This window comes from Streptomyces sp. NPDC111606, from assembly GCF_055656945.1.
Genome location: NZ_JBVKBY010000003.1, coordinates 632,222 through 659,062 on the forward strand (window position 1 = coordinate 632,222; position 26,841 = coordinate 659,062).

The following is a 26,841-nucleotide window of genomic DNA, read 5'->3' on the forward strand; positions in this document are numbered from 1 at the left end:
GAGCGAGTGAGGATGACGCTGACCCGGTCGGCCGGGCAGCCAGACACCGCGTTCTCTTCGGCCATGAAGGAAGTCCGCCATGACAACCGAAACAGGAACGAGGTGTGCCGACTGGCTGCACACGGCCCGCGAGCTGGCGGACGACCTCGCCACGGACGCGGTCGAGCGCGAGCAGGCCGGCAAGCCACCCCTCGACGAGGTCGCCCGGCTGCGTGAATCGGGCCTGCTCACCCTGCTCGTACCGGCCGAACGCGGCGGAGGCGGCGCGGACTGGCGCACCGCCTACACCGTCGTCCGGACCATCGCCGCGGCCGACGGCGCCATCGGCCACCTGCTGGGCAGCCACTACTTCCTGTCCTTCTGCGCCCGGTTCTTCGCCGGCCCCGACCGTGCCGCACGGATCGAGCGGGCGTTCACGGCGGGGGAGTGGCACTGGGGAGGCGGTATCGCCTCGCAGGAACCGCCGCTCATGCTGACCCCCACGGCCAACGGCTATCTGCTGGACGGCCATCAGCGGTACGGCTCCGGAGTCGGCGTCGCCGACCGGCTGGTCGTCCGCGCCGCCGCGCCCGGCATCGGCGAGCCCCTCGCCGTCCTGGTCGACCCCGCCCACCCGGGCCTGGTCAGCGGCAGCGGCGGTGACACCTTCGGCCGGCGGCTGGCAGCGGCCGGCGATGTCGGGTTCGACGCCGTGCCGGTGGCGGCCGACGACGTACTCGGTTCCCTCTCCTCCGACGAGGGCGCCCTGTCCCCCTTCGCCGGCCTCGCCGCGCCGACCGCACGGCTGGTCTCCGCCCACTTCTGCCTCGGCGTCGCCGAGGGGCTGCTCGGCGAAGTCCGCGAGCACGGACGGGCGGTGCGGTCCCCCTGGCAGCCGTTCTCCCCGCAACCCTGGCCGGGCCACCCGCCGCAGGACTCGTACGTCCTCACCGCGTTCGGCGAACTCGCCGTCGGCGCACGTGCCGCCTCGGCCCTCGCCGCCCAGGCGGTGGACGCCCTGAATCGCGGCCTGGGGCGGGGCGAGGAGCTCGACGACGAGGAGTGCGCGGAGATCGCCGTGCTCGCGAGCGCGGCCGAGGCCGCCGCCTCCAGGGCCGCGCAGGAGATCACCACCCGCGCCCTGGACGCTGTCGGCGCGCCGGCCGCCTTCGCCCGGCACGGCCTGGACCGCTTCTGGCGCGACACCCGCACGCACACCCTGCGTGAGCCGATCGCGCACAGACTGCGCGAGGTCGGGGACTACTTCCTCAACGGCGCGCATCCGCCGTTCAGCCTTCCCGCCTGACCCGACGGGCCGGCCGGTGGGGACGGGCACCGCAGTGATGGATAATCTCAGCATGCGGATCTCGGCGAGGGCGGACTATGCGGTGCGGGCGGCGTTGGAGCTGGCCGCGGCCGGTGACGACACCTCGCTCAAGGCCGAGGCGATCGCCGAGGCGCAGGGGATCCCGCACAAGTTCCTGGAGGGCATCCTCGGCGACCTGCGCCGGGGCGGCCTCGTGGTCAGCCAGCGCGGCGGCAAGGGCGGCTACCGGCTCGCCCGTCCGGCCGACTCGATCCCCATCGCGGACGTGATCCGCCTGGCCGACGGCCCCCTGGTCTCGGTGCGCGGCGTACGCCCGCCCGACCTCTCCTACATCGGCCCCGCGGAGTCCCTGCTGCCGCTGTGGATCGCCGTACGCGCCAACGTCCGCAAGATCCTCGGTGAGGTCACCCTGGCCCACGTGGCCGCGGCGAAGCTGCCCGACGACGTACTGAGCCTCGCGGACGACCCCGACGCGTGGACGAACCCCTGACGCCGTGGGCCCACGCCCGCCGGTGCGGGACGCTCCGACCGCGCTGCCCGGCTATCGGTCGGCCGGCTTCTCCCACACCGACACATGCTTGCCGCTCTCGCTCGTGAACGGCTCGCGCGTCCAGTTCTCCCACCGGTCGCGCAGCCGCAGACCGGCGAGCCGGGCCATCAGATCCAGCTCGGCCGGCCAGACGTACCGGAACGGGATGGACCAGTGCTCGGCGCGGCCGTCGACGATGGTGACGTAGTTCGAGCTCATGGCCTGGGTGGCGACGTCGTAGGTGTCGAACGCCCACCGGGTGTCGCTGATGTGGAACGGTACGGCGCTCTGACCGGGAGGCAGCCGGCGCAGATCGGGCACGCCCACCTCCACCACGAAGCAGCCACCGGGCCGCAGATGGGCGGCGGCGTTGCGGAAGCAGTCGACCTGGGCGTCCTGGGTCGTCAGATTGCCGATCGTGTTGAACACGAGGTAGGCGAGAGCGAACTCACCCGCCACCCGTGTCGTCGCGAAGTCCCCGATCGTCACCCGGACGGCGTCACCGCCTGGCTTGGCACGCAGCCGGTCCACCATGGCGCGGGACATGTCGATGCCGTGCACCGGGACCCCGCGGCCGGACAGCGGCAGCGCGATCCGGCCGGTGCCGACGCCGAGTTCGAGTGCCGTGCCGTCGCCGGCGAGTTCGGCCAGCACGTCGACCGCGGGGTCCACCACGTCAGGGCTGAACATGTCCGCGGCCGAATCGTCGTAGCCGGCAGCGATGTTCTCTCCGAAATAGCCGTCGTCATCGATCACGCCGGGACCGTACTGCGGCCGCCGCGCCGAGGCACGTGAATTTCGCGGGCGGTCGATCCGGGTGTTGGCACCACCGTGACCCGGGGGTTGGGACGACTGCTCTAGGCGCCATCGCCGCCTAGCGTCGTGACCGAGGGCAAGTGAAGTGTCCCAAGGCAGTCCTAGGAGACGTCATGAGCGCATTGAGCAGGAGGAACGTGCTGCGCGGCGGTCTGGTCGCCACGACGGCGGGGGTCGTGGCGCCCGGGACGGTCGCGGCTGCGGACGGGGCGTCCTGTCCTGCGCCGCGCGGACCGGCCATGGTCGGGCACGGTGATGGGCGGTACCGGTCCCTGGCGTCCCGGGGCTACAACCGCCGGTTCGTGGGCGAGCCGGAGCACGTCTGGGTGGTCGGTACGACCGCGCACGTCGTACGGGCCGTACAGCAGGCCGTCGACAGCGGCCGGCGGATCACGGTCCGCAGCGGCGGCCACGGCTTCGAGAACTTCGTCGCCGACCCGGCCGTGGAGGTGGTCGTCGACATGTCCGCCATGACGGGCGTCTCCTACGACCCGGCCCGCCGTGCCTTCGCGGTCGAGGCCGGCGCCCTGCTGGGCGACGTGTACCGGCGGCTGTATCTGGGCTGGGGAGTGACGATTCCGGCCGGCTGGTGCGCCGACGTCGGTGTCGGCGGCCACATCCTCGGCGGTGGCTACGGTCCGCTGTCGCGGCTGATGGGCCTGTCCGTCGACCATCTGTACGCGGTCGAGGTGGTCGTCGTGGACCGGCGGGGCAGGGCGCGCGCCGTGGTGGCCACCCGCGAACCCTCCGATCCGCACCGGGACTTGTGGTGGGCCCACACCGGCGGCGGACCCGGCACCTTCGGCATCGTCACCCGCTACTGGTTCCGGACACCCGGCGCCGACGGCGACGACCCGTCCGGTCTGCTGCCCGCGCCGCCGGCCGGCGTACTGAGCTTCCAGGTCTCCTGGGACTGGGAGAAGCTGGACAGGACGTCGTTCGCCCGGCTGGTCCGCAACCATGGCGCGTGGGCGGAGCAGCACAGCGCCCCCGATTCGCCGTATCTCGCCCTCTACAGCGAACTCGCGCTCACCCGCCGCCCGTCCGGGACGGTCTTCATGATCGGCCAGGTGGCCGCGGACTCCGGCGCCGAGCGGATGCTGGACGAGCACATCGCGGCGCTCAACCGGGGCGTACCGGTCCAGCCCGTCCGCACGGTGCGGAACCAGGCCTGGCTGGCCGCGGCCCTGGCCGGCTCGCCGGGCGACCCCGGCCCCGTCTACCGGCTCAAGGTCAAGTCGGGCTATCTGCGCAGGCGTTTCACCGACCGCCAGATCGAGGCCCTGCACCACCACCTGACCCGGACGGACTACGACCACCCCGGCGGGGGCGTGAGCCTCTACACCCACGGCGGCAAGGTCAACACCGTGGCCCCCGACGCGACGGCGACCCCGCACCGTGAGGCGAGCATCAAGATGTTCTACGTCAACGGCTGGGAGGACCCCCGGGACGACGCCCGGCACATCGGCTGGCTGCGCGAGCTCTACGAGGACCTGTACGCCGACACCGGCGGCGCCCCCGCGGCGGCCGACGGCGCGTTCATCAACTACCCGGACACCGACCTGGCGGACCCCGCCCGGAACACCGGCGCGCCCTGGCACGCCCTGTACTTCGGTGACAACTACCGTCGGCTCCAGCGCGTCAAGGCGAAGTGGGACCCCCGCGACGTCTTCCACCACGCCCTGTCGGTACGCGCCGCCTGAACCGCGGCGGGCGTGGGAGCACGACACCGTCGCTCCCGCGCCCGCCCCGCCGCCCCGCCCGGAGATCAGGCGAGCTTGACCTCGACCGGCAGCTTCTTGATGCCGTTGACGAAGTTGGAGCGCACACGCGGCACGTCGCCGGCCGGCCTGATGTCGGCGATGCGCGGGATCAGCTCCTCGAACATGATGCGGATCTCGGTACGGGCCAGCAGATTGCCCAGGCACAGATGCGGGCTGCCCTTGCCGAAGGTGACGTGGTCGTTGTCGGCGCGGGCGACGTCGAAGTCGTACGGGTTGCCGAAGACCTCCTCGTCACGGTTGCCGGAGGCGAACCACATGACGACCTTGTCGCCCGCCTTGACCCGCTTGCCGCCCAGCTCGACGTCACACGTCGCCGTACGGCGGAAGTGATAGACGGGGGAGGCCCAGCGGAGGAACTCCTCGACCGCCGTGGGGATCAGGGACGGGTCCTCCTGGAGGCGGGCGAGCTGCTCGGGGTGCTGGAGCAGGGCCAGCATGGAGTGGGAGATGGTGTGCCGGGTGGTCTCGTTGCCGGCCACCACCAGGAGCAGGAAGTAGTTGTCGAAGTCCTGCGCGGAGAGCGGGACGCCGTCGCGCGGGGTCGTGTTGACCAGCCGCGAGACCAGGTCCGTGCCGTCACCGCCGCGCCGCCGGCGGGCCAGCTCCCGGCCGTACTCGAAGACCTCGACGGACGCGGGGGAGCGGAACGGCAGATCGCGGTACTTCTCGCTCTCCGCGCTGTGCAGCAGCACGTCCGCGTAGTCGGGGTCGGTGTTGCCGATGATGCGGTTGCCCCAGTCGATGAGCTGCTGGTTGTCCTCCGGCGGTACGTCGAGCAGCCGGGCCAGCACATTGATCGGGAAGTCCGCGGAGACATCGGCGACGAAGTCGAACGTGCCCTTGGCCAGGGCCGCGTCCAGGGTCGTCGCGGTCAGACCGCGCAGGAAGTCGGCGTAGCTGTTGATCACGCTCGCGCCGAACTGCCGCTGGATCACGCTGCGCAGCGCGCGGTGGCGTACGCCGTCCATCTCCAGGATCGAGGCGCGTTTCTTGATCTGGTCGTCGTCGACCTCCTCCAGGTTGACGAACCTCGTCGACGTGAAGGTCTCCGGGTCGCGGTCGACGCGGGCGATGTCCGCGTGCCGGGTCACCGCCCAGAAACCGGAGTTGGGCGCCTCCTCCGGCTGCCAGTGAACCGGGTCCTCGTGGCGCGAGGTCAGGCGCCGCTCACCGGCATCGCGGGCGCCGTCCCCATCGCCGTGGCCATCGGCAACGGCGCCGGGGCCCCCGCCGCCTATCTCGCGGCCGGTCTGATCGTCCTGCTGTTCTCGGTCGGCTTCGTCGCCATGGGCCGGCACGTGGTGGACGCCGGAGCCTTCTACCGTTACATCGGCAAAGGGCTCGGCCGGAACCTCGGCAACGGCAGCGCGGGCATCGCCCTCTTCGCGTACTGCGCGATCCAGGCAGCCATGTACGGCCTGTACGGGGCGACCGTCAACGGCCTGCTCGCGCACTACGCCGAGGTGGACGTGCCCTGGTGGGCGTGTGCCCTGATCACCATGGCGATCGTGCAGATCCTCGGCGCCCTGGGCATCGAGATGGGCGCGAAGGTGCTGGCCGTGTTCGTACTGGCCGAGTTCAGCATCCTGTGCGTCTTCGCGGTCGTGACCTTCGCCAAGGGCGGCGGGCCCGAGGGGCTCGGCTTCGCGGACACCTTCTCGCCCGGGGCGGCGCTGGACGGCGCTCCGGGTGTGGCGCTGATGTTCGCCGTCGCGTCGATGATCGGCTTCGAGGCCACCGCGATCTACGGCGAGGAGGCACGGGAACCGAGAAGGACCGTCCCCCGGGCCACCTACCTGGCCGTCGCCCTCGTCACGGGCTTCTTCGCCTTCGCCTCCTGGATGCTGATCTCGTCCTACGGTGCCTCGAAGGCGGCCGCGGCCTCGGGGCAGGCGCTGGAGGGCGGCGACTCGACCGCGTTCGTCTTCCCGCCGATCGCCGCCGAGTTCGGCACCTGGGTCAACGACGTCCTGCCCATCCTGCTGGCCACCTCGCTCTTCGCCGGCATCCTCGCCTTCCACAACTCGGCCAACCGCTACCTGTTCTCGCTCAGCCGCGAAGGCCTCCTGCCGCGCGGACTGTCGGCGGTCAACCGCCGGCACTCGCCCGGTGTCGCGGGCTTCGTGCAGACCTTGATCGCCGTCCTGCTGGTGCTCCCGTTCGCGCTGGCCGGCAAGGACCCGGTGCTCACCCTGTTCTCGTGGGGGAGCGGCATCGCCGTACTGGCGATCATGCTCCTGTACTTCCTGACCTCGGCCTCGGTCGTCGTCTTCTTCCGGCGTGAGCGCCTCGACACGCGGCCGTGGAACACGCTGATCGCCCCCGTGCTGGGGGCCGTCGGGATCGCCGGCGCCATCTGGCTGATCGTCGAGAACTTCACGACCCTCATCGGTGGCGACCGGACCACCGCCCTATGGCTTCAGCTGACGGTCCCGGCCGTGCTGGTGCTGGGCATCGTCGTCGGCCGGCTGACACGCTCGGCCCGTCCGTAGCGCCTGCCCGCCATCCGGTCCGAGCTGTCATCGGGCGGGGATGGCGGGTGGCTGCCTCTTCCCGGCACGCTTTCCGACTTTATTGTTTGAGATCAAACGTTATCTGGAGGTCCCCGCATGCTGGACGCCCCCCACGAGGAGTGGCTGCGTCGCGCCAAGTCCCTGGAGCCGTCCGGCGTCCATCACATCGACGGCGCCGACGAGCCGGGCGGGTCAGGGGCCTTCGCGGTGGTCTCGCCCCGGGACGGTCAGACCCTGGCACAGGTCGCCGACGCGGGCGCCGCCGAGGTGGACGCGGCCGTCGCCGCCGCCCGCAGGGCCTTCGACGCCGGGCCGTGGCCGCGCCTCGCACCCGCGGAGCGCGGCCGCGTGCTGCTGCGCATCGCCGACCTGCTGGAGGAACGGCGCCCGGAACTGGCGCTGACCGTCAGCCTGGAGATGGGCAAACCGATCACGGACGCCTACGACATCGAACTGCGCGCCGCCATCGGCACCTTCCGCTGGTACGGCCAACTGGCCGACAAGCTCACCGACGAGTCCCCGCACACCGCCCCCGACGCCCTCGCGCTGGTCACCCGCGAACCGACCGGCGTCGTCGGAGCGGTCGTCCCCTGGAACTTCCCCCTGGCGCTGGCGAGTTGGAAGGTCGCCCCGGCGCTGGCGGCCGGCTGCACGGTCGTACTGAAGCCGTCCGAGAACTCTCCGCTGTCCGCCCTGCTCCTCGGCCGCCTGGCCACCGAGGCCGGTCTGCCGCCCGGCGTGCTCAACGTGGTGAACGGCCACGGGCCCGTTGCCGGACGCGCCCTCGGACTCCACCCCGACGTCGACGTCCTGGCCTTCACGGGCTCCACCGCCGTCGGCCGGCACTTCCTGCACTATGCGGCCGACTCCAACCTCAAGCGCGTCTGGCTCGAACTCGGCGGAAAGTCACCGAACATCGTCCTCCCCGACGCCCCCGACCTGGAGCAGGCCGCCGCCACCGCGGCCTGGGGCATCTTCTTCAACCAGGGCGAGATGTGCACGGCCCCGTCCCGGCTCCTCGTCCACTCCTCCATCGCCGAACAGGTCACCGAGGCCGTCGTACGCCGGGCCCGAGAGCTGCGCGTCGGTGACCCCCTCGACCCGGCCACCGAGATGGGCGCCCTGGTCGGTGAGGGCCACCTCGGCCGCGTCCTCGACCACATCGGCACCGGCCGCGACCAGGGCGCCCGGCTGCGCACCGGCGGCGAGCGCGTGAACGCCGAGTCGGGCGGCACATACCTGGCGCCGACCGTCTTCGACCGGGTCGACCCGGGCGCGCGGCTGGCCCGCGAGGAGATCTTCGGCCCCGTCCTGTCCGTCCTCGCCTTCGACGACCTGGACGAGGCGGTACGGCTGGCCAACGCGACGGAGTACGGCCTCGCCGCCGGCCTGTGGACCTCTGACCTCTCCACGGCCCACCGCGTCTCCCGCGCCCTGAAGGCCGGCACGGTCTGGGTCAACTGTTACGAGGAGGGCGACCTGACCGTCCCCTTCGGCGGCATGAAGCAGTCCGGGAACGGCCGTGACAAGTCCGTGCACGCCCTGGAGAAGTACACCGAGCTCAAGACCACCTGGATCCAGCTGTGACCCGCCCTCTCATCGCCGTACCCGCCCGCTTCTCCGCCACCACCTCGGCACTCCGCCACGCCGCCGAGGTGAGCGCCCGCGCCCTGATCGAGGCGGTGTGGCGAGCGGGCGGTGAACCGGCGGGCATCCACCCCGCTTCCGGGGACGTCGCCGCACGCCTCGCCCGCTTCGACGGCGTCCTGCTCCCGGGCGGCGGTGACCTCGCGCCGTACCGGTACGGCGCCGCCGACGTCCACGACAGCGTCTACGACGTCGACGACCTCCAGGACGCCTTCGACCTCCAAGTCGCGCAAAGCGCACTGGACTTGGGCGTACCCCTGCTGGCCGTCTGCCGTGGCATGCAGGTCGTGAACGTCGTACTCGGCGGCACACTGGAGCAGGACATGGGCGGCCCCGAACGCGAGCACCGGCATGTGGTGCACCCGGTGCCGATCCGGCCCGGCACGCTGCTGGAACAGGCCGCCGGTACCGAGAAGGCCGAGGCCTCCTGCTTCCACCACCAGCGGGTGGAGCGTCTCGGTGAGGGGCTCACGGTGACCGCGCGCGCCGCCGACGGGACGGTGGAAGGGCTCGAACTCCCGGGCGCGAAGGGGTGGTTCACGGCCGTGCAGTGGCACCCGGAGGACACCGCGCACCAGGACCCGGCGCAACAGGGGCTCTTCGACGCTCTGGTACGGGCCGCACGCGAACGCCGCTGACCGGACGGGTGGGTCAGGCCTTCGGCCGGCGTCCGCTGCGCCGGGGCGCCGGCTCGGCCCCGTCGAGGAGGGCGAGCCGGCGCTCCTCGCCCTGCTCCTCGACCTGGAGCACCACCCGGCGCAGCCCGTCCGCGACGCTCCGGCACTCCTCCTCGCTCAGCTGCCCGGCGACGAAGGCCTCCTCCTCGTTGAACGCCGGGAACAGCCGCCGCATCAACTCCTCGCCCTCCTCGGTGAGGCTCAGCAGCACCAACCTGCCGTCACTGGGGTGCCCGGTCCGCTTCAGCAGCCCCCGCCCTTCCAGCGTCCGCGACACCCCGGTGAGCGTCCCCTTGGAGATGCCTGCCTCCTCCGCGACATGCCGGGTCTCCGACTCGCCCCACACCCATACGACCCAGAGCACCACGAAGGCCGTCCAGGTCAGGTCGGCCCCGCGCAGCACGGAGTTCTCCAGGTGCTGGCGGACGGTCGAGGCCGCGCGGTAGATGTTGGCGACCACGGCCATCTGCTCCCGGTGCAGCGGAATACCGCCGAGCTTGGCCTCGGCCAGTTTCTCCGCCGCGGTGATCGATCGTTGGCCGGGCATGGGCTCACTCCTTCGTCCCCGGAGTTCGACCCCGGAGGGGTTTCGTTCGGGATCAAATTGTACGAAGGCCCAGACGCTGCTCAATCCGCGGACGCCGTCTTGACGCAGGCCGCGCGCGGACCGACACTCTCATCAGGTTTCCTAGTGAATTGGTAGGGAAGCATGGGGCGTCCTGAGTCGGTCACCGGTCGAGTGAGCCGTACGCCCCTTCTCACGTCCCGCCGTCACATCGATCTGCTCCGCGTCTGCAGCGCGATCTGACCCCCGAGCCGAGCCTCCACGTCGCTTCCGTACGTGTACGTCCACACGCCTGCTCCGGGGAGAGTCATGTCCGTCACACCGCTGGCCGCCCACCCGTCCGCACCGACCGCTCCCGCCTTCCGGGGCCGGATCGGCCGGGACGAGCGCAGCGGCCACTACGCCGTGCCGCGCCGCTACCGCCTCCACCTGACGACCGCCTGTGCGGACGGCCTGCGCATCGCCGTCGCCCACAGCCTGCTGGCCCTCGACGACGTCTGCCCGGCGGCCTTCCTGCCCGAGATCCCCGACTGCGCCGACGGCGGGCACGCGGCGCTGCGTCCGCTGTACGACGCCAGCGTCCACCGGTACGCCGGACCGGCCCTCGCGCCGGTCCTCAGCGACGACTGGTCCGGGCGCATCGTGAGCACGCACGCCCCCGACATCACCCGCGACCTGGCCCGGCGCTTCGGCGGTTGTCGCCGGGAGCTGTACCCGGGCGGCGCGGAGTCGGAGATCGAGGCGGTCGAGCGGATGTGTGCGCAGGACATCGAGGAGGCCGCACAGGCCGCGGGGGCGGCCGGCGCCGAGCGGGCGGAGCGGGACGAGGCGCTCGGGACACTGCTGCGTGCGCTGGGCGCGCTGGACCGGTGGCTGGACGGCCGCGAGTACCTGATTCGTGATCAGATCACCGCCGCCGACGTGGAGTTGTGGGTCTCCCTCGTCCAACTCGACGCCGTCCACCGGCATCACCTGGACGCCGCCGCGGTACAGCGGGTCGCCGCGCACGCCACCCTGTGGGCCTACGCCCGCCGGCTCGCCGCGCACCCGGCCTTCGGCGCACATCTCGACCTCGACGCCATCTCGCGGCGCCACCATGCCCGTTGCCGAGGCCTGGAGGACGCCGGAGCGGCCGTCCAGATCCTGGACTGGGCGGCCCACGCGGCGGCCGGGACCGGGGCGCGAGCGCAGGTCGAGTGGCCATGAGCCGGTCCGCACAGTGGACCGGCGTTGACATCCGTTCGGGCAACTGTCTTAACTTACGGCCCAGAACGGTCATGAGCGTCAGCGACAAGCCCTGGCTCGCTGACCGGCAACCCTCGCATCGCGGTGGGGTGCCCCAGGTGACCCTGCGACAGGGTGCGCGAACCGCCCTCGCCGGGTGGGACCACCGGGCGGCGCGGCACGTGGGACAGGGCTAAGTCAGCAACAACAACCCGAGCCCGGGCGTCGGCACAGGTCGATGACCAGGCGTCGCACCAAGAGCTCGGGAATCATGAGGCCTATTTCTACCTCAGGCGCAGCACGTCACCAAGAGGCGTCCATTCTCTGGAACACCGGCAAGACATCCTGTGTCAGCGGTGCCGTGGCGTCGGCGTGGCCGGGAACGTCACCCTCCCCCGAAGGTGGCGTTCCCGGCCACTTTCCCCGGCGCCGGACTGTGGACTCTCCCGTCGTGCGCGTCAGCCGATCCGTGCCGTCACCAGCACATGACCGCTGTCTCCCCCGAACCCCAGCTGGAGTACAGGCGCACTCTGACGTGATAGCGGCGGCCCTTGACGAGGCGGGCCCTGACGGTGGCGTTGTCCGGGGTGCCGCCGTCGTCCTGGGCGGTGAGGTACCGGGGTTCGCCGTCCCGTTCCTCGAAGACCACGACGACGGTGTCGCTGTCGCCGAAGGTGCCCACCGTGTACTCGCGGGTCTCCGGCGGCTCGACGACGAAGTCGGCCTGCTCCGCCGGCCCCAGCCGCAGCGGCACCGAACGGAACGGCACCAGCTCCCGCGGCTCCGGAGTCTCGGCCGGCGGGTACCAGCGCTGGACGAACTCCCTGTCGGCCTTGGACAGCACACCCGGCGGGTTCAGACCCGCGCGGAACTGCTCGGGCTCCAGGATCAGCCCGGCCGAGAAGGGATACTCCATGATCGAGTGCGGGTCCCAGGCGGAACCGTTGACCTCGTTCGGATCGAGCTTGCGCAGGATGTTGAAGAACGTCCTGTCCCGGCTCCAGAAGTTCGGCGGGCCCGCCAGATCGGCGTACACGGCCTCGTCGTCCCAGTGGATGCCCGCGAACGGGCTCTGGTGCTCGTGCAGCAGGCCGAGCGCGTGCCCGATCTCGTGCAGGGCCGTGCCGCGCTCCCCGGGCACGGTCAGGTCCCAGCCGAAGTTCATCGTGCGTTCGTTGAGGCCGACACCGAGCGCGTCCTTGCCCACGGTCGACCAGGAGCCGTCGCCGAGCTGGAACCCGATGCGCAGTTCGGCCTCCGACCGGTCGCCCACCTCCACGAACGACAGGCCGATGCCGAGGCCCTGCCACTCCTGGAAGCACTCGCGCACGACGTCCTGCTGCTCCTTGCTGCCGACCCACGACACGCGCCGGGTCTCGCCGGTCTCCGGATCGGGGATCACGGAGCCGTCGGATTCCCGGTCGAAGAAGCAGTAGTGCAGCACGGTGCCGTTGACCCACATCCGGCGTCCGCCGATGAGCGCACTGAGCCGCTCGGCGGCCAGCCCCGGGGCGAAGGCGGGGGCCGACTGCTGCGCGAGGGAGCAGTAGCGAGCGGTCATGCGGACAGCCTGCCGTCGGCCCGCCGCGGGCGCCTGAGTCGAGGGCTACTCAAGTACCCCTGTATCAAAGGTGAGTCACGGTGCTCCTACTGCCGTGACGAACTTCGAACGTGACGCGAAGACCCTGGAGCTGCCCTGGCCGTTCACCGGCCGGGAGGACGAACTCGAGCTGGTGCGCGGCTCCTTGACCGCGGGCCGCCAGGGCCTCGTGATCACCGGTCCGGCGGGCTGCGGCAAGACCCGCCTCGTCACGGAGGCCGTCCGCGGCACCGACTGCGCCCGGGTGGCCGGCACCCCCGAGACCCGCCGGATCCGCTTCGCCGCGTTCGCACACCTCGTACCGGAGTCGGCCTCCCTGCACGGCGCCTTCCAGCATCTGTCCGGCGTACGGCTGCTCCTGGTCGACGACGCGCACCTGCTCGACGACGCCTCCGCCGCCCTCGTCCATCAGCTGGCGGTACACGGACGCACCCGTCTCCTGGTCGTCACCACCGACGGCGCCCCGGCCCCGGGCGCGATCTCCCGGCTGTGGACCGGCGAACTCCTGCCCCGCCTCACCCTGGAGTCGCTGCCCCGCGAGGAGACCGCCCAACTGCTCGCGGCCGGCACGGGAATGGGCGGCGGTGGCCTCGAACCTCTCACCGTGAACCGGCTGCACCGCCTGTGCCGGGGGGACCTGCGGCTGCTGCGCGACCTGGTGGGCGCGGTGCGCGAGGGCGGGCTGCTCAGCCGGGTCGTCGACGCGGGCCCGGACTCGGACTCCGACGAGTGGGCGTGGCGCGGCCCGGTGCCGGTCACCGCGACGGTGCGCGAGCACACCGCACACGTCCTCGACCGTGCCTGCTCCGAAGAGCGCGAGATCCTCGAGCGCCTGGCCTTCTCCGAGCCGTTGCCCTTGAACCTGGAACCCGATCCGGAACCGGGTCTGGAACAGGGGCCCGAAAATGGCTTGGAGCCTTACCGACTCGATCTTCGCGTCCTCGAACGCCTGGAGGCCGACTCGCTGATCCACGTCGACGACCAGGGCGCCGTCCGCCTCGCCCACCCCCTGCACGGCCCGGCGCTGCGGGCCGCGGCCGGCCGGCTCCGGGCGAGGCGGCTGTCCCTCCCCCAGCCCGCGGCCGGGGGGACCCCCATCTCGCTTCGCACGCCGGATCGGTGCGGGCCCGCCCTCGAAGCCGAGCGGGCCGCGCTGACCGGCGCCATCGAGCGGGCGGACGTAAGGGAGCTGCCGACGCCGGTGGGGGAGTGGCTGGTCGCGGAGGGCGCCTCGATGCCCGCCGGATACGCGGCCGTGCGCGCAGAGTTCGCGCGGCTGCGCGGCGAGTTGCGTGAGGCGGCGGCATGGGCGCGGGAGGGCCTGCGCAACGGCGGTGACGATCCGTCCTGCCGCCTCGAACTCGCCCTCGCCGCCGCGCAGTCGGGCGATCCGACGGCCGCGCACAAGATCCTGGGTGGCCGCCCCCACGGGGGTGGGGCGGTCACCCGGCCGACAGCGGCCCGCGGTCACGCCGACGGGACCGTCGAGGCGACCGGCAGCGACCTCGACGGGAGTGTCCAGGCACTCTCCGGCGATGCGTACGACGCCGTCCGCCTCGGCGACCCGGAGCGTGCCGCGGGCCGTCTGACCGGTGTCTTCGCCGAGCATGCCGCCGCGCTCGACCGTGGCGACGGCCCCGCGCTGGACCGGGTGGCCGAGGAGTTGGAGCAGCGCGGCTTCCTGCTGTTCGCGGCCGAGGCGCACGCGCATGCCGTACGGGCCCACCGCGACCCGCGCGCGGCTCGCACCGCACGCACGCGTGCCGTCGCCCTGGCCCGCCGCTGCCAGGGCGCCCGCACCCCCGCCCTGTCCGGCCTGGTCCTCGGTGAACTGACCACCCGGCAGCGCCAGATCGTCACGCTCGCGGCCACGGGCCTGAGCAACCGCCAGATCGCCGAGAAGCTGACTCTCTCCGTCCGCACGGTCGGGAACCACCTCTACAGCGCCTACGCCCGCCTGGGCGCCGGCGACCGGGGCGCCCTGCCGTGGCTGGTGGATCTGCCGGATGCGCAGCCGGCGTGAGGGAGTTGTCCGGGCCGTACCGGGATCAGGCCGCGCCGAACGCCGAGAACGCCCACCCCGTCGCCTGATGCAGCGCGTCCCCCGGCAGAGCCGCCCGCGCGTCGCGCAGGGCCTCCGCCAGGGACAGGCCCTGGCTCAGCCCCTTGTGCAGTGCGAGCATCAGCGGCACCACAGCGGCGTCGTTGACCGGCGCGCTGCTCGCCACCACGCCCGCCGTGCCCAGCGGCAGCAGGGCGGTGACCAGGCCGAGCAGTTCGTCGGCGCCGACGGACGCGAAGCGGGCGGTTTCGCAGCAGGAGAGGATGATCCGGTACGGGCTGCGGTCCAGGCGCTCGAAGTCATGGACGATGAGCGGCCCGTCGGCCATCCGCAGGTCCGAGAAGAGCGGGCTGTCCGCGCGGAACGTGCCGTGCGCCGCGATGTGCGCCAGTTCGGCCCCGTCGAGCTCCTCGAGGACCCGCGGCACGCGCGCGTCCGCGTACTCCAGGACGACCGATCCGCCGTACCGGCCGGCCAGGTGCGGCACCTCCGCGCCACCGGTCGCCAGTCCCGGCCCGCGCACCAGCACATGCCGGCCACCGGGTGGCGGTTCGGTCTCCCGGGCGCGCAGCCAGCTGCTCGCGGACGGCGACACGCTGAGGACCCGCTCCCGCAGCGACGGCAGCAGCGCCCACGGCACACGGTGCAGCCGGGCCGGCGGTACGACCACCACGGGGCCGTCACCAAGATGGGCCGCCGCCGGACCGAGCAGCAGCTCCTCCAGGCGCCGCCCCGCGGCCTCCACCACCAAAAGCCGCCCCTCCGCACCCGGGTGGGCCAGCCGCCGCAGCCCGGCCTGGACGTGCTCGGCCTCCCGCTCCGCATCGGCGAGCAGCCCGGCCTCGTACCGACGTACCCGGCCCTGCCCGCACAGCAGCACCTGAACCCGCCCGTCCAGCACGGCGAGTTCGGCCAGCCGTACGTCGTCGCCCAGCCGTTCCAGCAGCCGGCCCGGGTCGAAGCGGTAGCCGTCGCCGGGTGCGTCGCCGCGTATGTGCAGGGTCCGGGAGCGTATCTCCCGCTCCAGGCGCCGCTGTTCGCGTTCCAGGGCCGGAACGGGGCGCGCCTCCATGCGGGCGGCCTCGGCGCGTGCCGCGATCTCCCGGAACGCCGTCAGGTTGCTCTGCAGCTCCGGGTCCGCGGGCGGCCGCGTCGGCGGGGTCGACAGCGCGGTGGCCCGCCAGCGCTCGCTCCACACCAGCAGCCGACGTGGACTGCCGGAGACCAGGCTGGCCTGCTGGGCCAGCGCGGCCAGCTCCGCGCCCTGCTCGGTGGCGCGGGCACGCAACTCCGAGGCGCCCAGCGTCATCCGGTGGGCATCGAGCACGTCCAGGCCACGCCGACAGGCCTCCAGGACGCCGCGCCCCGATCCGGCCGCCTGGGCCCGCAGGGCCTGCGCCGCCCAGCCCGTCAGCCGCGCCAGCGGCGGCCCGCTGCGCCTGCTGCGGGCGGCCACCGCCAGATGCTGCTCGGCATCGGCCCGCCAGCCCAGACCGAGCGCGATGCGGCCGGCGAGCAGCGAGGCCTCCGGCGCGGCCGGCGCGCCGAAGGCGGCCAGCCGTTCGGCGACCGCCGCCGTGTCGGCCACCAGCCGCCCCGAACTGCGTCCGGCAGCCACCCGCGCCTCGATCAGCACCAGCCGGGCATGTGCCTCCCACCAGCCGCGCCGCTGCCCCGCGAACAGCCGTACGGCCATGTCGGCGCGCGCGATCGCGGTGTGCGCCTCGCCGGCCGGCCGGGCGGCACGCGCGGCGGCCAGCAGCAGCTCGGCCTTGCGGGTGGACTGGCCGCCGATGCGGTCGAGCACGGCGATCGCCGAGTCGGCCTCGGTCAGCGCCTCCCGGGCCAGCCCCGCGGCCATCAGCACCTCGCAGCGGCGGATGTTGAGCATGAACGTCGGCGTGCCGAGCTTGGCGTACCGCTCCTCGGCCTCGTCGAGCAGCCGCAGCGCGGCCGGGATGTCGCCCGACCGGAACGCCGCCAGACCCCGGCTCTCCACCGCGTCGGCCTTGTCGTGCTCCTGGCCCGTGGTGTCCCACAGCGCCTCGGCCGCGGTGAAGTCGGCATCCGCCCGGTCCACCGCGCCGACCGCCAGATGCACGGTCGCCCGCAGGGTCAGCGCCCGCGCCGTCCAGATCACGTCGTCCATCTGCCGCAGCACGGGTATCGCCTTGCGTACGTCCTCCAGTGCCTCCCGGTGATGGCCCAGCACCCAGCGGGCGTAGGCCCGGCGGAACAGCACGCGGGCGCGTGTGTGCCCGCTGCCGCGCTCGACACCGCGCTCCAGCGCGGCCAGCCCCTGCTGAGTGCGCCCCGCGTGCACCAGCGCGACCCCGAGCGCGGCCAGGACGTCCGCCTCCCGGTCGGCCGACTCCGCGCGTGCCGCGAGGTCACGCGCACGCCGCAGGTGATACAGGGCGATGCGTATGTCGCCCCAGTCCCGCTGCCAGATGCCGATCACCTGGTGGGCGACGGAGGCGTGCAACGGCGTCGGATCGGCGTCGAGCACGCCTTCCGCCCTCGCCAGCGCGTCGTTCGGGGCGGCGAACACCATCGGCAGCAGTTCGAGAACCGATTCGCTTCCCGCTGTCACTCCACGGATGGTAGTTGCCCCAGGACCGTGCCACACAGGTTTGGCGCTGTATCAATCAGTGACCGCACGGCTCTGATTGACGACCGTCGCCTCAGTGGGAGGACACGCCATGGCACCACAGCGATTCCACGAGCAGTTCGAGCAGATCCAACGCTCCATGCCCGACGTCCCCCTCGCGATGGGACCGGACGACTCCGCCGAGTTCATCTACGAGAAGGGCTATGTGCTGGTCCGCGACGGCGAGGACGCCCGCCTCGTCGAGGACACCGTACGCGCGCACTTCACCGCCGAGCCCGACCTCGTGCAGGACAACGTGCGGCGCGTGAGCCCGCAGACCAACCGCTCGGGCATCACCCGCATCCAGGTCGGCGACCCCGGCGAGGGCGACCGCGCAGGCGACCGCCCCGTCGCGCACGCCCTGCGTGCCCTGCGGGAGACGGAGGGCCGGGCCCGACGCCGCCTGGTCAGCCGCAACCACCTGGTGTCGATCGCGGTCAACTCCTGCCCCGGCGACGAGCCCGTGCCCGTCCCGGCCACCGAGCAGCTCAACCCCGCCGTGGCCGAGGGCGCCCACGACCCGGACACCGCCGTCGGCGTCCTCGTCATCGACACCGGCCTCATGGGCGACTTCCGGTCCTCCCCGCTGCTCGCCCACACCGACGGTGACGCGCAGCTCAAGGAGTGCGACGACGACGGCATCCTCCAGCAGTACGTCGGCCACGGCACGTTCATCGCGGGGCTGGTCGCCGCGGTCGCGCCGAACACCAACGTCACGGTTCGCAACTCCCTCAACGACGCCGGCGCCATCCTGGAGTCCGAGTTCGGCGAGAAGCTCTTCGAGGCCGTCGACGCGGGCGGCTGGCCCGACATCCTCAGCCTCTCCGCGGGCACCTCGAACGGCCGCACCGACGGCCTGCTCGGCGTCGAGGCCTTCATGCAGGAACTGCGCGGTCAGCGCACCCTGCTCGTCGCCGCGGCCGGCAACAACGGCAGCGCCACGCCCTTCTGGCCCGCCGCCTACGCCGACCTGCCCGACTACCAGGACACCGTGCTGTCGGTCGGCGCGCTGCGCGGCGACGGCGAGTTCGGCGCCTGCTTCAGCAACCACGGCCCCTGGGTCAAGGTGTACGCGCCCGGCGAGCGCCTCACCAGCGGCCTCACCGGCTTCGACACGCCCGTGCCGTACGTGTACCAGCACTCCACCTACGACGCCTGCCGGTACGGCTTCGGCTACTCCTGCTCCTGCGTCTCCCCGCGCCACACCGGCCTGTTGAGCGAGGCGGGGGCAAGCGGCGGCACCAAGCCCGACCAGGTGATGTTCGAGGGGTTCGCGAACTGGAGCGGCACCTCGTTCGCCACTCCCGTCGTCGCCGCGATGATCGCCACCCACATGAGCACACAGCAGGAGAACGACCCGCGGGTCGCCCGGTACAAGATGCTCGCGGCGAACACCGGGTTCGCGGAGGTGCGGGGGGCGCACGTACCCGCGCTTCGCCCCCCGACCTGGCGCCCTGCCCCCGTCGCACCGCCGGCTCCTCGCTCATGAGGGTCGGAACCGCCCCCTCCGCGGCGTACGATGACTTGCCGTACACGAGGGGTGGGGCTGTGGACCGTGCAGATGTCGGTGCGTTGGTCCAGTCCGCCGTCGACGGCGACGCGGCGGCCTGGAAGGCGCTCGTGGAAGGAATGAGCCCACTGGTGTGGTCCGTCGTGCGCGCGCACCGGCTCAATGACGCCGACGCCCACGAGGTGTACCAGACCGTGTGGTTCCGTTTCGCCCAGCACCTCGGGCGCATCCGTGAACCCGAGAAGGCCGGGTCCTGGCTCGCGAGCACCGCACGGCACGAGTGCCTGAAGGTGCTCAAGAGCTTAAGGCGGCTGACCGTGACGAGCGATCCGCAGCTGCTGGATCGGGTCAGCGAGGAACGTACGCCCGAACAGTCGCTCCTGGACTCCGAGGAGGCCGCCGCCGAGTCGGAGCGCATCCGCTGGATGTGGCAGGAGTTCGAGGAACTGGGCGACCGCTGCCGCCAGTTGCTGCGCGTGCTGATGGCCTCGCCGCCGCCCAGCTACCAGGAGGTGTCCGCCGCACTGGGCATCGCCGTGGGCAGCATCGGGCCGCTGCGCCAGCGCTGTCTGCGCCGGCTCCGGGCCCGACTCGACGCACGGGGAGCGCTGTGAACGACGACATGCACGACGAAGCGACCGGCGAGGAGCCCGTCGACCACACCGGGTCCGGCGACGACGGGTTCGACATCGAACTGCTGGAGGAGGAACTCCGCCAGGCGGCCGCCATCCTGGACCCCGTGCCGGCGCAGCTGCGGCAGCTCGCCGTCGAGGCCTTCGCACTGCACGACCTCGACGCCCGTATCGCCGAGTTGACGTTCGACTCGGTGGTGGACGCCATTCCGGTCAGGGGGGCCACGGACGTACCGCGGATGCTGACCTTCCGCGCGGGCGACGTGACCGTCGACGTGGAGGTGACCGCACAGGGGCTGATGGGGCAGGTGCTGCCGCCCCAGCAGGCACGGATCGAGGTGCTGGGCGGCCCGCAGACGGCCACCCCGGTGGTGGCCGACGACATGGGCCGCTTCACCAGCGACGCACCGCCGAACGGCCCCTTCGCGCTGCGGCTGCGCACGGGCGCGGATGTCGTGGTCACGGAGTGGCTGCGGGCCTGAGCCACCGGGTCAGCGAGCGGCGGTGTCCACCAGCGCCGCCAGCGCCGCCGAGAGCCGGGTGAGTCCCGCACCTGCGGGGCCGCCCGGCTCGGTCATGTACGTGTCCCGCCGAATCTCGATCATCAGCGCGCCGACCCGGGGCTCGCCGCCGTAGAACTCCAGCGGTACGTACGTCCCGCTGAACGGACTGTCCAGCCCCGTCTGCCCGCACGGCGCGAACGCCTCCCGGGCGGCGGCAAGCAGCTCGGGCGGCGTGTGGAACGAGTCGGTGCCCAGGCAGACCGGCGGCCGCGGGCCCTCGCCGTGCAGTTCGTAGGGGAGGCGGGCGGTCGGATAGGAGTGCACGTCGATGATGACGGCCCGGCCGGTGGCGGCGAGACGGTCGGCCACGGCGGCCGTCATGGCCCTCGCGTACGGTCGGAAGTACCGCTCGACGAGCGGTTCCGGGTCCGTGTCGGCCGGCCGTAGATCCGCGAGATGCGTGGTCCGTGTGTAGACGGCGCCCATGCCCACGGCGAGCATCTCCTCCCGCTCGTCCGGGAACCGCTCCGGATCCACGACCAGCCGGGACAGCCGGTTGACGAACCGCCAGGGCGTGAGCGACGCCCGCTCGGCCGCCGCCTCGGCGAGCTCCGCGGTGTGCGCGTCGGTGATGTGGTCGAGTTCGCGCTCCAGCGCCCGGTCGTCCAGCACGATCGAGGCCCGTGCGTCGGCCGGGATCTGCCGGGCGGAGTGCGGTACGTGCAGGATCACGGGGGAGCCGACGGCGCCGGGCAGCAGCTCGAAGGAAGCAGACATGGGGGCTCTCAAGGCGTTCTGGTCAGGGGCGGGCGGGTGGTGCGGCGTGGCGGGGGCAGGGAGACCTGCTGCACCTTCACGTCGACGAGGGAGTGCCGGCAGTCGTACGCCGGTGCCGTGTCCACGAGCAGGAGGTAGGTGATCGTCGTGCCGCGGCCGATGAGCCCGGGGCCGATGCGCAGGAGCGAACCGCACACCTCGGTCTGCGGGGCCCGGGCCGCGCCGGGGCCCGCCTCGGTGCGCAGCACCTCCAGACAGGGCACGCCCAGGTCGACCTGGAACGGGTCCCCCCGGTCGAACGCTTCGCTGGGGATGTCCCACCGACCGGGGTTGGTCAGCACCAGCCGAACCACGTGTGGATCGGTCAGTATCGCACCGTTCCACCGGATCTCCAGGCTCCCGTACATGATCTGCTGTACCAACGGCTGGTGGCTCACGGTGTAGTTGAGCCGCCGCTTGGGATGGGTGGAGCGGAACGCGGTCCACATCGCGAGGAAGCCGACGAGTACGGTCCCGGCGACGCCGGCCGCCGTCCAGAAGGTCTCCCCGGTGTAGAAGGCACCGGACGCGACGGGCGGGAGAGAGGTGACCTCGTTCACGGGCAGCCCGACGCGCCAAGGGGCCGGTCGCGCGTCGTACTCCGTTCGTACGTGCGGCAACTGTTGCGGTGACTCTCCGTCCCGGCCCGCCGACGGCTTCCTTCACGACTCACATGCGGCCTACTCCTCCGCCGAGGAACGCCCGCCACTCGCGCGGTGTGAACACGAGTGCCGGCCCCTGAGCGTTCTTGGAGTCCCGGACCGCGACGAGGCCGGCGACGGCCGCGACCTCGACACACGCTCCGTTGCCCGAACTGCGGCTGCTCCTGCGCCAGTCGGCCCCGTCCAGGTCGACCCGCGACAGCCTCCGCCCGTCGTGCGCGCTCATGACCCCTGCATCTCCCTTGCGATCCGCTCCAGCGTGGTGGGTGTCTCCTGCGGGTCGGGAGCGGCGGCCCGCACGAGGTCGAAGGTCTGGATGAAGGTGCGCACATCACGCTCCTTCTCCAGGTACACGTTTCCGGCGATGGAGTTGACGTAGACGACGGTGGGCTCGCGCGGCCCGAACTCCAGCAGCGAGAAGGTCCCGGCGAGGGCCGCGTGGGCGCCCTTCGCGGTCGGCATGATCTGGATGGTGACGTTCGGCAGCTCCGTCGCCCGGGCCAGGTGTTCCAGCTGGTCCACCATGACCTCGGTGCCGCCGACCGGCCGGCGCAGCGCGCTCTCCTCCACCACCACCCACAGCTCCAGCGGCTCCGGAGTCCTGGTCAGCAGGGCCTGCCGTTCCTTGCGGAAACGCACCAACTGGTCCACCTCGTACGGCTCGTTGGGCCGTACGGCGGCGATCACGGCACGGGCGTAGTCCGCGGTCTGCAACAGGCCGTGCACAAAGGTGGGTTCATAGCCGCGCAGGACACTGGCGTCCGCCTCCAGGCCCGCATAGGTGGCCATGCCGGAGGGCAACACCTCGTTGTAGTGCGCCCACCAGCCCTGCTGCTGGGCGCCCTTGTGGATCAGCATGACGGCCTCGGTGAGCTCCGGCTCGGTCACGCCGTACCACTGGAGCAGATCGCGGACGTCCCGGGCCTTGATGGGGGCCTGTCCGGTCTCCACCCTGCTGATCTTGGACATCGAGCACTCCAGGTGCGCCGCGACGTCCTCGATCCGCTTGCCCGCGTGTTCGCGCAGGCGGCGGAGTTCGGCGCCGAGCTGGCGCCGCCGCAGCGTGGGTCCGCCGGCCGTGGCCATTGCCTCACCCCTCGCGTCTGTTGCGCCGGGCAAGTGCGTCCGGCCGTCAATCTCCTTGTACCTGAGGATAGTTGAGATCATGCACATGGCTCACGCAATTGCGTGAGAGAAATCGCCCGACTTCGGAACGCCCTCGTCAACGACTTCGGAACCCAGCCCCGGACATGACTCCGCCCCGGCCGGGCGGTGCACCGGTCGGGGCGGAGACGGCAAGGCCCGCAGGCCCGATGGGTCAGCTCAGCGAGGCGAGCGCCTCGTTCCAGGTGGCCGACGGACGCATGACCGCGGCCGCCTTGGCCGGGTCGGGCTGGTAGTAGCCGCCGATCTCGGCCGGCTTGCCCTGGACGGCGTTCAGCTCCTCGACGATCTTCTGCTCGTTGCCGGAGAGCGTCTCGGCGAGCGGGGCGAAGGCCTTCGCCAGGTCCGCGTCGTCGGTCTGCTTGGCCAGCTCCTGCGCCCAGTACATGGACAGGTAGAAGTGGCTGCCGCGGTTGTCGATGCCGCCGACGCGACGGGTCGGGGACTTGTCCTCGTTGAGGAAGGTCGCCGTGGCGCGGTCGAGGGTGTCGGCGAGGACCTGGGCGCGGGTGTTGCCGGTGGCCGTCGCCAACTGCTCCAGGGAGGGCACCAGCGCGAAGAACTCACCGAGAGAGTCCCAGCGCAGGTAGTCCTCCTTGACCAGCTGCTGGACGTGCTTCGGCGCGGAGCCGCCGGCGCCCGTCTCGAACAGGCCGCCGCCCGCCATCAGCGGGACGACCGACAGCATCTTGGCGCTGGTGCCCAGCTCCAGGATGGGGAAGAGGTCCGTCAGGTAGTCACGCAGGACGTTGCCGGTCACCGAGATGGTGTTCTCGCCGCGGCGGATGCGCTCCACCGACAGCTTGGTGGCGTCGACCGGGGCGAGGATGCGGATGTCCAGGCCCTCGGTGTCGTGCTCCGGCAGGTACGCGTTGACCTTGGCGATCAGGTTGGCGTCGTGCGCGCGGGTCTCGTCCAGCCAGAAGACGGCCGGGTCGCCGCTGGCGCGGGCGCGGGTGACGGCCAGCTTCACCCAGTCCTTGATCGGGGCGTCCTTGGTCTGGCAGGCGCGGAAGATGTCACCGGGGGAGACGGCCTGCTCGATCACGACGTTGCCGGCCTGGTCGACCAGGCGGATCGTGCCCGCGGCCTTGGCCTCGAAGGTCTTGTCGTGGGAGCCGTACTCCTCGGCCTTCTGCGCCATCAGGCCGACGTTCGGGACCGAGCCCATCGTCGACGGGTCGTAGGCGCCGTTCGCACGGCAGTCGTCGATCACGGCCTGGTAGACGCCGGCGTAGGACGAGTCCGGCAGCACGGCCAGGGTGTCGGCCTCCTGACCGTCCGGGCCCCACATGTGGCCGGAGGTGCGGATCATGGCCGGCATCGAGGCGTCGACGATCACGTCGGACGGCACGTGCAGGTTGGTGATGCCCTTGTCGGAGTCGACCATGGCCAGCTCCGGCCCCTCGGCGATCTCCGCCTCGAAGGACGCCTGGATCTCGGCACCGTTCGGCAGCGCGCCCAGGCCCTTGAGGATGCCGCCCAGACCGTCGTTCGGGGACAGGCCGGCGGCGGCGAGGGCGGCGCCGTACTGCTGGAACGTCTTCGGGAAGAAGGCGCGCACGACGTGGCCGAAGACGATCGGGTCGGAGACCTTCATCATCGTGGCCTTGAGGTGCACGGAGAACAGCACGCCCTGGGCCTTGGCCTCGGCGATCTGCGCGGTGAGGAACTCGCGCAGCTTGGCCACGTGCATCACGGAGGCGTCGACGACCTCACCGGCGAGGACCGGTACGGACTCGCGCAGGACGGTGGTCGTGCCGTCCGCGGCGACGTGCTCGATCCGCAGCGCGCCGGCCTCGGAGATCACGACGGACTTCTCGGTGGAGCGGAAGTCGTTCTGGCCCATGGTCGCCACGTTCGTCTTGGACTCGGGAGTCCAGGCGCCCATGCGGTGCGGGTGGGCCTTGGCGTAGTTCTTGACCGAGGCGGGGGCGCGCCGGTCGGAGTTGCCCTCACGCAGGACCGGGTTCACGGCGGAGCCCTTGACCTTGTCGTAGCGGGCCTGGATCTCCCGCTCCTCGTCGGTCTTCGGGTCGTCCGGGTAGTTCGGCAGCGCGTAGCCCTGGCCCTGGAGCTCGGCGATCGCGGCCTTGAGCTGCGGGATCGACGCCGAGATGTTCGGCAGCTTGATGATGTTGGCCGCGGGCGTCTTGGCGAGCTCACCGAGCTCGGCCAGGGCGTCCGGGATGCGCTGGTCCTCGGCCAGGTGCTCCGGGAACACCGCGATGATGCGGCCGGCCAGCGAGATGTCCCGCGTCTCCACGGCGACACCCGCCTGCGAGGCGTACGCCTGGACCACCGGCAGGAAGGAATACGTTGCCAGGGCCGGGGCCTCGTCAGTGTGCGTATAGATGATGGTCGAGTCAGTCACCGGGTGCTCCGCTCCACGTCTGCAACATTGCTCGACATCAAGATATCTCGTGATCGACCCGTACTCGACAGGGGTCCGCACCGAGGCGCGGGATATGCGCCGCGATCCCTGATCCCCGCAAACGGACCTACCGCCTCCGTGCAACCGGATCGCCGGGTCACGGAGTCATGTAAGGCGATCACCACCGATCCGGCGGCCGGCCCTGACCATCCGGCCGCCCGAGCGAAAGCGGACCATGAGATATCGCAGCAGAGTGACGGCCCCCGCGGCCGCCCTGATCGGCACGGCGGCGGCCCTGACCGCCGCCCCCTCCGCCCACGCGACGCCGACACTGACGGGGACGTCGGCCGCCAAGACCTCCGGCACGCCGGGCCCCGAGACCCTCGGTGACCCCGTCTACCCGGCCCTCGGCAACGACGGCTACCGCGTCGCCGCCTACGACCTCGACTTCTCCTACGACGCCACGACCCGCCTGGTCGACGCCACCGCGACCCTGAAGATCCGCACCACCCAGGCCCTGAGCCGCTTCTCCCTCGACTCCCTCGGCCTCGACATCCGCTCCGTACGCGTCGACGGCCGCAAGGCGACCTTCGAGCAGGTCGACGAGAAGCTGCGCATCACGCCCGCCCGGACCCTGCCGGCCAAGTGCCGGGTCACCGTCTGCGTCGAGTATTCGGCGGACCCACGCCGTATCCCGCAGCCGCACACCGGCTGGGTCGACACGCTGGACGGGTTCGCCGTGTGCTGCCAGCCGAACTTGGCCCACACCGTCTTTCCCTGCAACGACCACCCGTCCGACAAGGCCGACTTCTCCTTCCGCCTCGTCGTCCCGAACGGACTGAGCGGCGTGGCGACCGGCCTGCTCGTGCGCACCCAGCGCCTGGGCGGCGACCGTACGGCATACACGTACCGCTCCCGCGAGCCCATGGCCACGGAGCTGGTCCAGATAACGGTCGGCGACTACGTGGTGAAGCATCGGCAGGGCCCGCACGGGCTCCCGCTGCGGGACGTCGTCCCGACCGCACGGGCCGAGGCGCTGGAGCCGGCGCTCGCACTCACGCCGGGGATCGTGGCATGGCTGGAGGCGCGGCTCGGGGCGTATCCGTTCGAGACGTACGGACTGCTGCCCTGCAACTCCGACGACCCGAACGCCTTCGACTTCACGGGCCTGGAGACCCAGACCCTCACCATCTACAAGCCGAACTACCTGCTCCAGGCGGAGCCGAAGATCGGCTCGCACATGATGCACGAGCTGGTCCACTCCTACTTCGGCAACAGTGCCAGCCCCGCCACCTGGGCCGACCTGTGGATCAACGAGGGCCACGCCGACTTCTACGGGCTGCTCTACCGCTACGAGCGCGGCTGGCCCGACTCCCTCGGCCTGACCTCCATGGAAGCGCGGATGAAGGACACCTACGCGCGCGGCGACCAGTGGCGCCACGACTCGGGGCCGGTCGCGGCACCGAACGCGGTGAACCTCTTCGACAGCCAGCGCTACCTGGGCGGCGTCCTGGTCCTGTACGCGCTGCGCAACCTCGTCGGCGAGCAGGCCTTCAACGCCCTCGAGCGCGCCTTCCTCGCCCGGTACCGCAACTCCTCGGCGTCGACGGAGGACTACATCGCCGTGGCCTCCGAGGTCTCCGGCCAGGATCTGACCGGATTCCTGCGGGACTGGCTGTACGGCACGAAGACGCCGCGGATGCCGGGGCACCCGGACTGGACGGTCACTCCGGTGAACCCGGCCCTCGCCGCGCCGCACAGCCGGGGGCGCAGCCGGTCCCACGACAACTCGGCCACCCTCTAGCCA

Annotated in this window: 22 protein-coding genes, 1 pseudogene and 1 riboswitch; of the genes and pseudogenes, 13 read left to right on the plus strand and 10 right to left on the minus strand. The window is 71.9% G+C overall.

Going from position 1 to position 26,841, the window contains the following annotated elements:
• Positions 1-79 precede the first annotated feature (79 nt).
• Together ACZ7M7_RS14640 and ACZ7M7_RS14645 are read left to right on the plus strand one after the other, a co-directional pair.
• Positions 80-1,285 (plus strand): acyl-CoA dehydrogenase family protein, encoded by a 1,206-nt coding sequence (locus tag ACZ7M7_RS14640; protein WP_472116299.1) that lies wholly within the window; start codon positions 80-82, stop codon positions 1,283-1,285.
• Between the two features lie 52 nt (positions 1,286-1,337).
• Positions 1,338-1,796, plus strand: coding sequence for an RrF2 family transcriptional regulator (locus tag ACZ7M7_RS14645; protein WP_472116302.1), 459 nt, complete (start codon positions 1,338-1,340; stop codon positions 1,794-1,796).
• Between the two features lie 51 nt (positions 1,797-1,847).
• On the opposite strand, the gene ACZ7M7_RS14650 is transcribed toward ACZ7M7_RS14645, so the two are convergent.
• Entirely contained in the window at positions 1,848-2,591 is a 744-nt protein-coding gene (locus tag ACZ7M7_RS14650) for a class I SAM-dependent DNA methyltransferase (protein WP_472116305.1), read from the minus strand.
• A gap of 173 nt (positions 2,592-2,764) precedes the next feature.
• Here ACZ7M7_RS14650 and ACZ7M7_RS14655 point away from each other — a divergent pair, with 173 nt between their 5' ends.
• Positions 2,765-4,354, plus strand: coding sequence for an FAD-binding oxidoreductase (locus ACZ7M7_RS14655; protein ID WP_472116308.1), 1,590 nt, complete (start codon positions 2,765-2,767; stop codon positions 4,352-4,354).
• Between the two features lie 65 nt (positions 4,355-4,419).
• Here ACZ7M7_RS14655 and ACZ7M7_RS14660 read toward each other — a convergent pair.
• Positions 4,420-5,592, minus strand: a pseudogene (locus ACZ7M7_RS14660) (cytochrome P450); the annotation flags it as partial.
• Here ACZ7M7_RS14660 and ACZ7M7_RS14665 point away from each other — a divergent pair.
• The 3 genes from ACZ7M7_RS14665 (at position 5,581) to ACZ7M7_RS14675 (ending at position 9,233) form a co-directional block, all read left to right on the plus strand.
• A complete protein-coding gene (locus ACZ7M7_RS14665; RefSeq protein WP_472116311.1) occupies positions 5,581-6,927 on the plus strand; it encodes an APC family permease in 1,347 nt (448 codons plus the stop codon). The pseudogene ACZ7M7_RS14660 and the gene ACZ7M7_RS14665 sit on opposite strands and share 12 nt — an antisense overlap.
• A gap of 117 nt (positions 6,928-7,044) precedes the next feature.
• The gene (locus ACZ7M7_RS14670; RefSeq protein WP_472116314.1) at positions 7,045-8,535 is read left to right on the plus strand and encodes an aldehyde dehydrogenase; all 1,491 of its coding nucleotides are present in this window, start codon (positions 7,045-7,047) and stop codon (positions 8,533-8,535) included.
• Positions 8,532-9,233: a gamma-glutamyl-gamma-aminobutyrate hydrolase family protein gene (locus ACZ7M7_RS14675; RefSeq protein WP_383621798.1), complete on the plus strand. Its 702-nt coding sequence runs from the start codon at positions 8,532-8,534 to the stop codon at positions 9,231-9,233. The genes ACZ7M7_RS14670 and ACZ7M7_RS14675 overlap by 4 nt, the downstream gene beginning before the upstream one ends.
• A gap of 13 nt (positions 9,234-9,246) precedes the next feature.
• On the opposite strand, the gene ACZ7M7_RS14680 is transcribed toward ACZ7M7_RS14675, so the two are convergent.
• Positions 9,247-9,819 carry a MarR family winged helix-turn-helix transcriptional regulator gene (locus tag ACZ7M7_RS14680; RefSeq protein WP_383600045.1) on the minus strand — a complete coding sequence of 191 codons (573 nt, stop codon included), beginning with the start codon at positions 9,817-9,819 and terminating at the stop codon, positions 9,247-9,249.
• Between the two features lie 162 nt (positions 9,820-9,981).
• On the opposite strand from ACZ7M7_RS14680, the gene ACZ7M7_RS14685 reads away from it, so the two are divergent.
• Together ACZ7M7_RS14685 and ACZ7M7_RS14690 are read left to right on the plus strand one after the other, a co-directional pair.
• Positions 9,982-10,080, plus strand: a complete 99-nt coding sequence (locus ACZ7M7_RS14685; protein WP_328877807.1) for a putative leader peptide — start codon at positions 9,982-9,984, stop codon at positions 10,078-10,080.
• A gap of 66 nt (positions 10,081-10,146) precedes the next feature.
• On the plus strand, positions 10,147-11,043 hold the full coding sequence (locus ACZ7M7_RS14690) for a glutathione S-transferase family protein (RefSeq protein ID WP_472116318.1): 897 nt from the start codon (positions 10,147-10,149) through the stop codon (positions 11,041-11,043).
• Between the two features lie 67 nt (positions 11,044-11,110).
• Positions 11,111-11,207, plus strand: a riboswitch (SAM riboswitch).
• A 329-nt stretch (positions 11,208-11,536) separates the two neighbouring features.
• On the opposite strand, the gene absR1 is transcribed toward ACZ7M7_RS14690, so the two are convergent.
• A complete protein-coding gene (gene absR1, locus ACZ7M7_RS14695; protein ID WP_383600009.1) occupies positions 11,537-12,622 on the minus strand; it encodes a beta-glucuronidase AbsR1 in 1,086 nt (361 codons plus the stop codon).
• Positions 12,623-12,716: 94 nt separating this feature from the next.
• Here absR1 and ACZ7M7_RS14700 point away from each other — a divergent pair, with 94 nt between their 5' ends.
• Complete coding sequence (locus ACZ7M7_RS14700) at positions 12,717-14,684, plus strand: LuxR family transcriptional regulator AbsR2 (protein ID WP_472116321.1); 1,968 nt, start codon at positions 12,717-12,719, stop codon at positions 14,682-14,684.
• A 25-nt stretch (positions 14,685-14,709) separates the two neighbouring features.
• On the opposite strand, the gene ACZ7M7_RS14705 is transcribed toward ACZ7M7_RS14700, so the two are convergent.
• On the minus strand, positions 14,710-17,277 hold the full coding sequence (locus ACZ7M7_RS14705; protein WP_472116674.1) for a CHAT domain-containing protein: 2,568 nt from the start codon (positions 17,275-17,277) through the stop codon (positions 14,710-14,712).
• A gap of 148 nt (positions 17,278-17,425) precedes the next feature.
• On the opposite strand from ACZ7M7_RS14705, the gene ACZ7M7_RS14710 reads away from it, so the two are divergent.
• From ACZ7M7_RS14710 to ACZ7M7_RS14720, 3 genes are read left to right on the plus strand one after another with little or no spacing between them, the layout of a single operon-like run.
• Entirely contained in the window at positions 17,426-18,862 is a 1,437-nt protein-coding gene (locus tag ACZ7M7_RS14710; protein WP_472116324.1) for a S8/S53 family peptidase, read from the plus strand.
• 59 nt (positions 18,863-18,921) lie between these two features.
• Positions 18,922-19,497, plus strand: a complete 576-nt coding sequence (locus ACZ7M7_RS14715) for an RNA polymerase sigma factor (RefSeq protein WP_328877796.1) — start codon at positions 18,922-18,924, stop codon at positions 19,495-19,497.
• Between the two features lie 8 nt (positions 19,498-19,505).
• On the plus strand, positions 19,506-19,997 hold the full coding sequence (locus tag ACZ7M7_RS14720) for a hypothetical protein (protein ID WP_383623327.1): 492 nt from the start codon (positions 19,506-19,508) through the stop codon (positions 19,995-19,997).
• A 9-nt stretch (positions 19,998-20,006) separates the two neighbouring features.
• Here ACZ7M7_RS14720 and ACZ7M7_RS14725 read toward each other — a convergent pair whose 3' ends face one another.
• The 5 genes from ACZ7M7_RS14725 to ACZ7M7_RS14745 form a co-directional block, all read right to left on the minus strand.
• Positions 20,007-20,795, minus strand: a complete 789-nt coding sequence (locus ACZ7M7_RS14725; RefSeq protein ID WP_472116327.1) for an N-formylglutamate amidohydrolase — start codon at positions 20,793-20,795, stop codon at positions 20,007-20,009.
• Positions 20,796-20,803: 8 nt separating this feature from the next.
• Positions 20,804-21,454, minus strand: coding sequence for a hypothetical protein (locus tag ACZ7M7_RS14730; RefSeq protein WP_383621766.1), 651 nt, complete (start codon positions 21,452-21,454; stop codon positions 20,804-20,806).
• 49 nt (positions 21,455-21,503) lie between these two features.
• The gene (locus tag ACZ7M7_RS14735) at positions 21,504-21,722 is read right to left on the minus strand and encodes a DUF397 domain-containing protein (RefSeq protein WP_383599994.1); all 219 of its coding nucleotides are present in this window, start codon (positions 21,720-21,722) and stop codon (positions 21,504-21,506) included.
• Positions 21,719-22,582 (minus strand): helix-turn-helix domain-containing protein, encoded by an 864-nt coding sequence (locus ACZ7M7_RS14740; protein ID WP_472116330.1) that lies wholly within the window; start codon positions 22,580-22,582, stop codon positions 21,719-21,721. The genes ACZ7M7_RS14735 and ACZ7M7_RS14740 overlap by 4 nt, the downstream gene beginning before the upstream one ends.
• A gap of 232 nt (positions 22,583-22,814) precedes the next feature.
• The gene (locus ACZ7M7_RS14745) at positions 22,815-25,034 is read right to left on the minus strand and encodes an NADP-dependent isocitrate dehydrogenase (protein WP_383599991.1); all 2,220 of its coding nucleotides are present in this window, start codon (positions 25,032-25,034) and stop codon (positions 22,815-22,817) included.
• Positions 25,035-25,269: 235 nt separating this feature from the next.
• On the opposite strand from ACZ7M7_RS14745, the gene ACZ7M7_RS14750 reads away from it, so the two are divergent.
• The gene (locus ACZ7M7_RS14750) at positions 25,270-26,838 is read left to right on the plus strand and encodes a M1 family metallopeptidase (protein ID WP_472116333.1); all 1,569 of its coding nucleotides are present in this window, start codon (positions 25,270-25,272) and stop codon (positions 26,836-26,838) included.
• Positions 26,839-26,841: the final 3 nt, after the last annotated feature.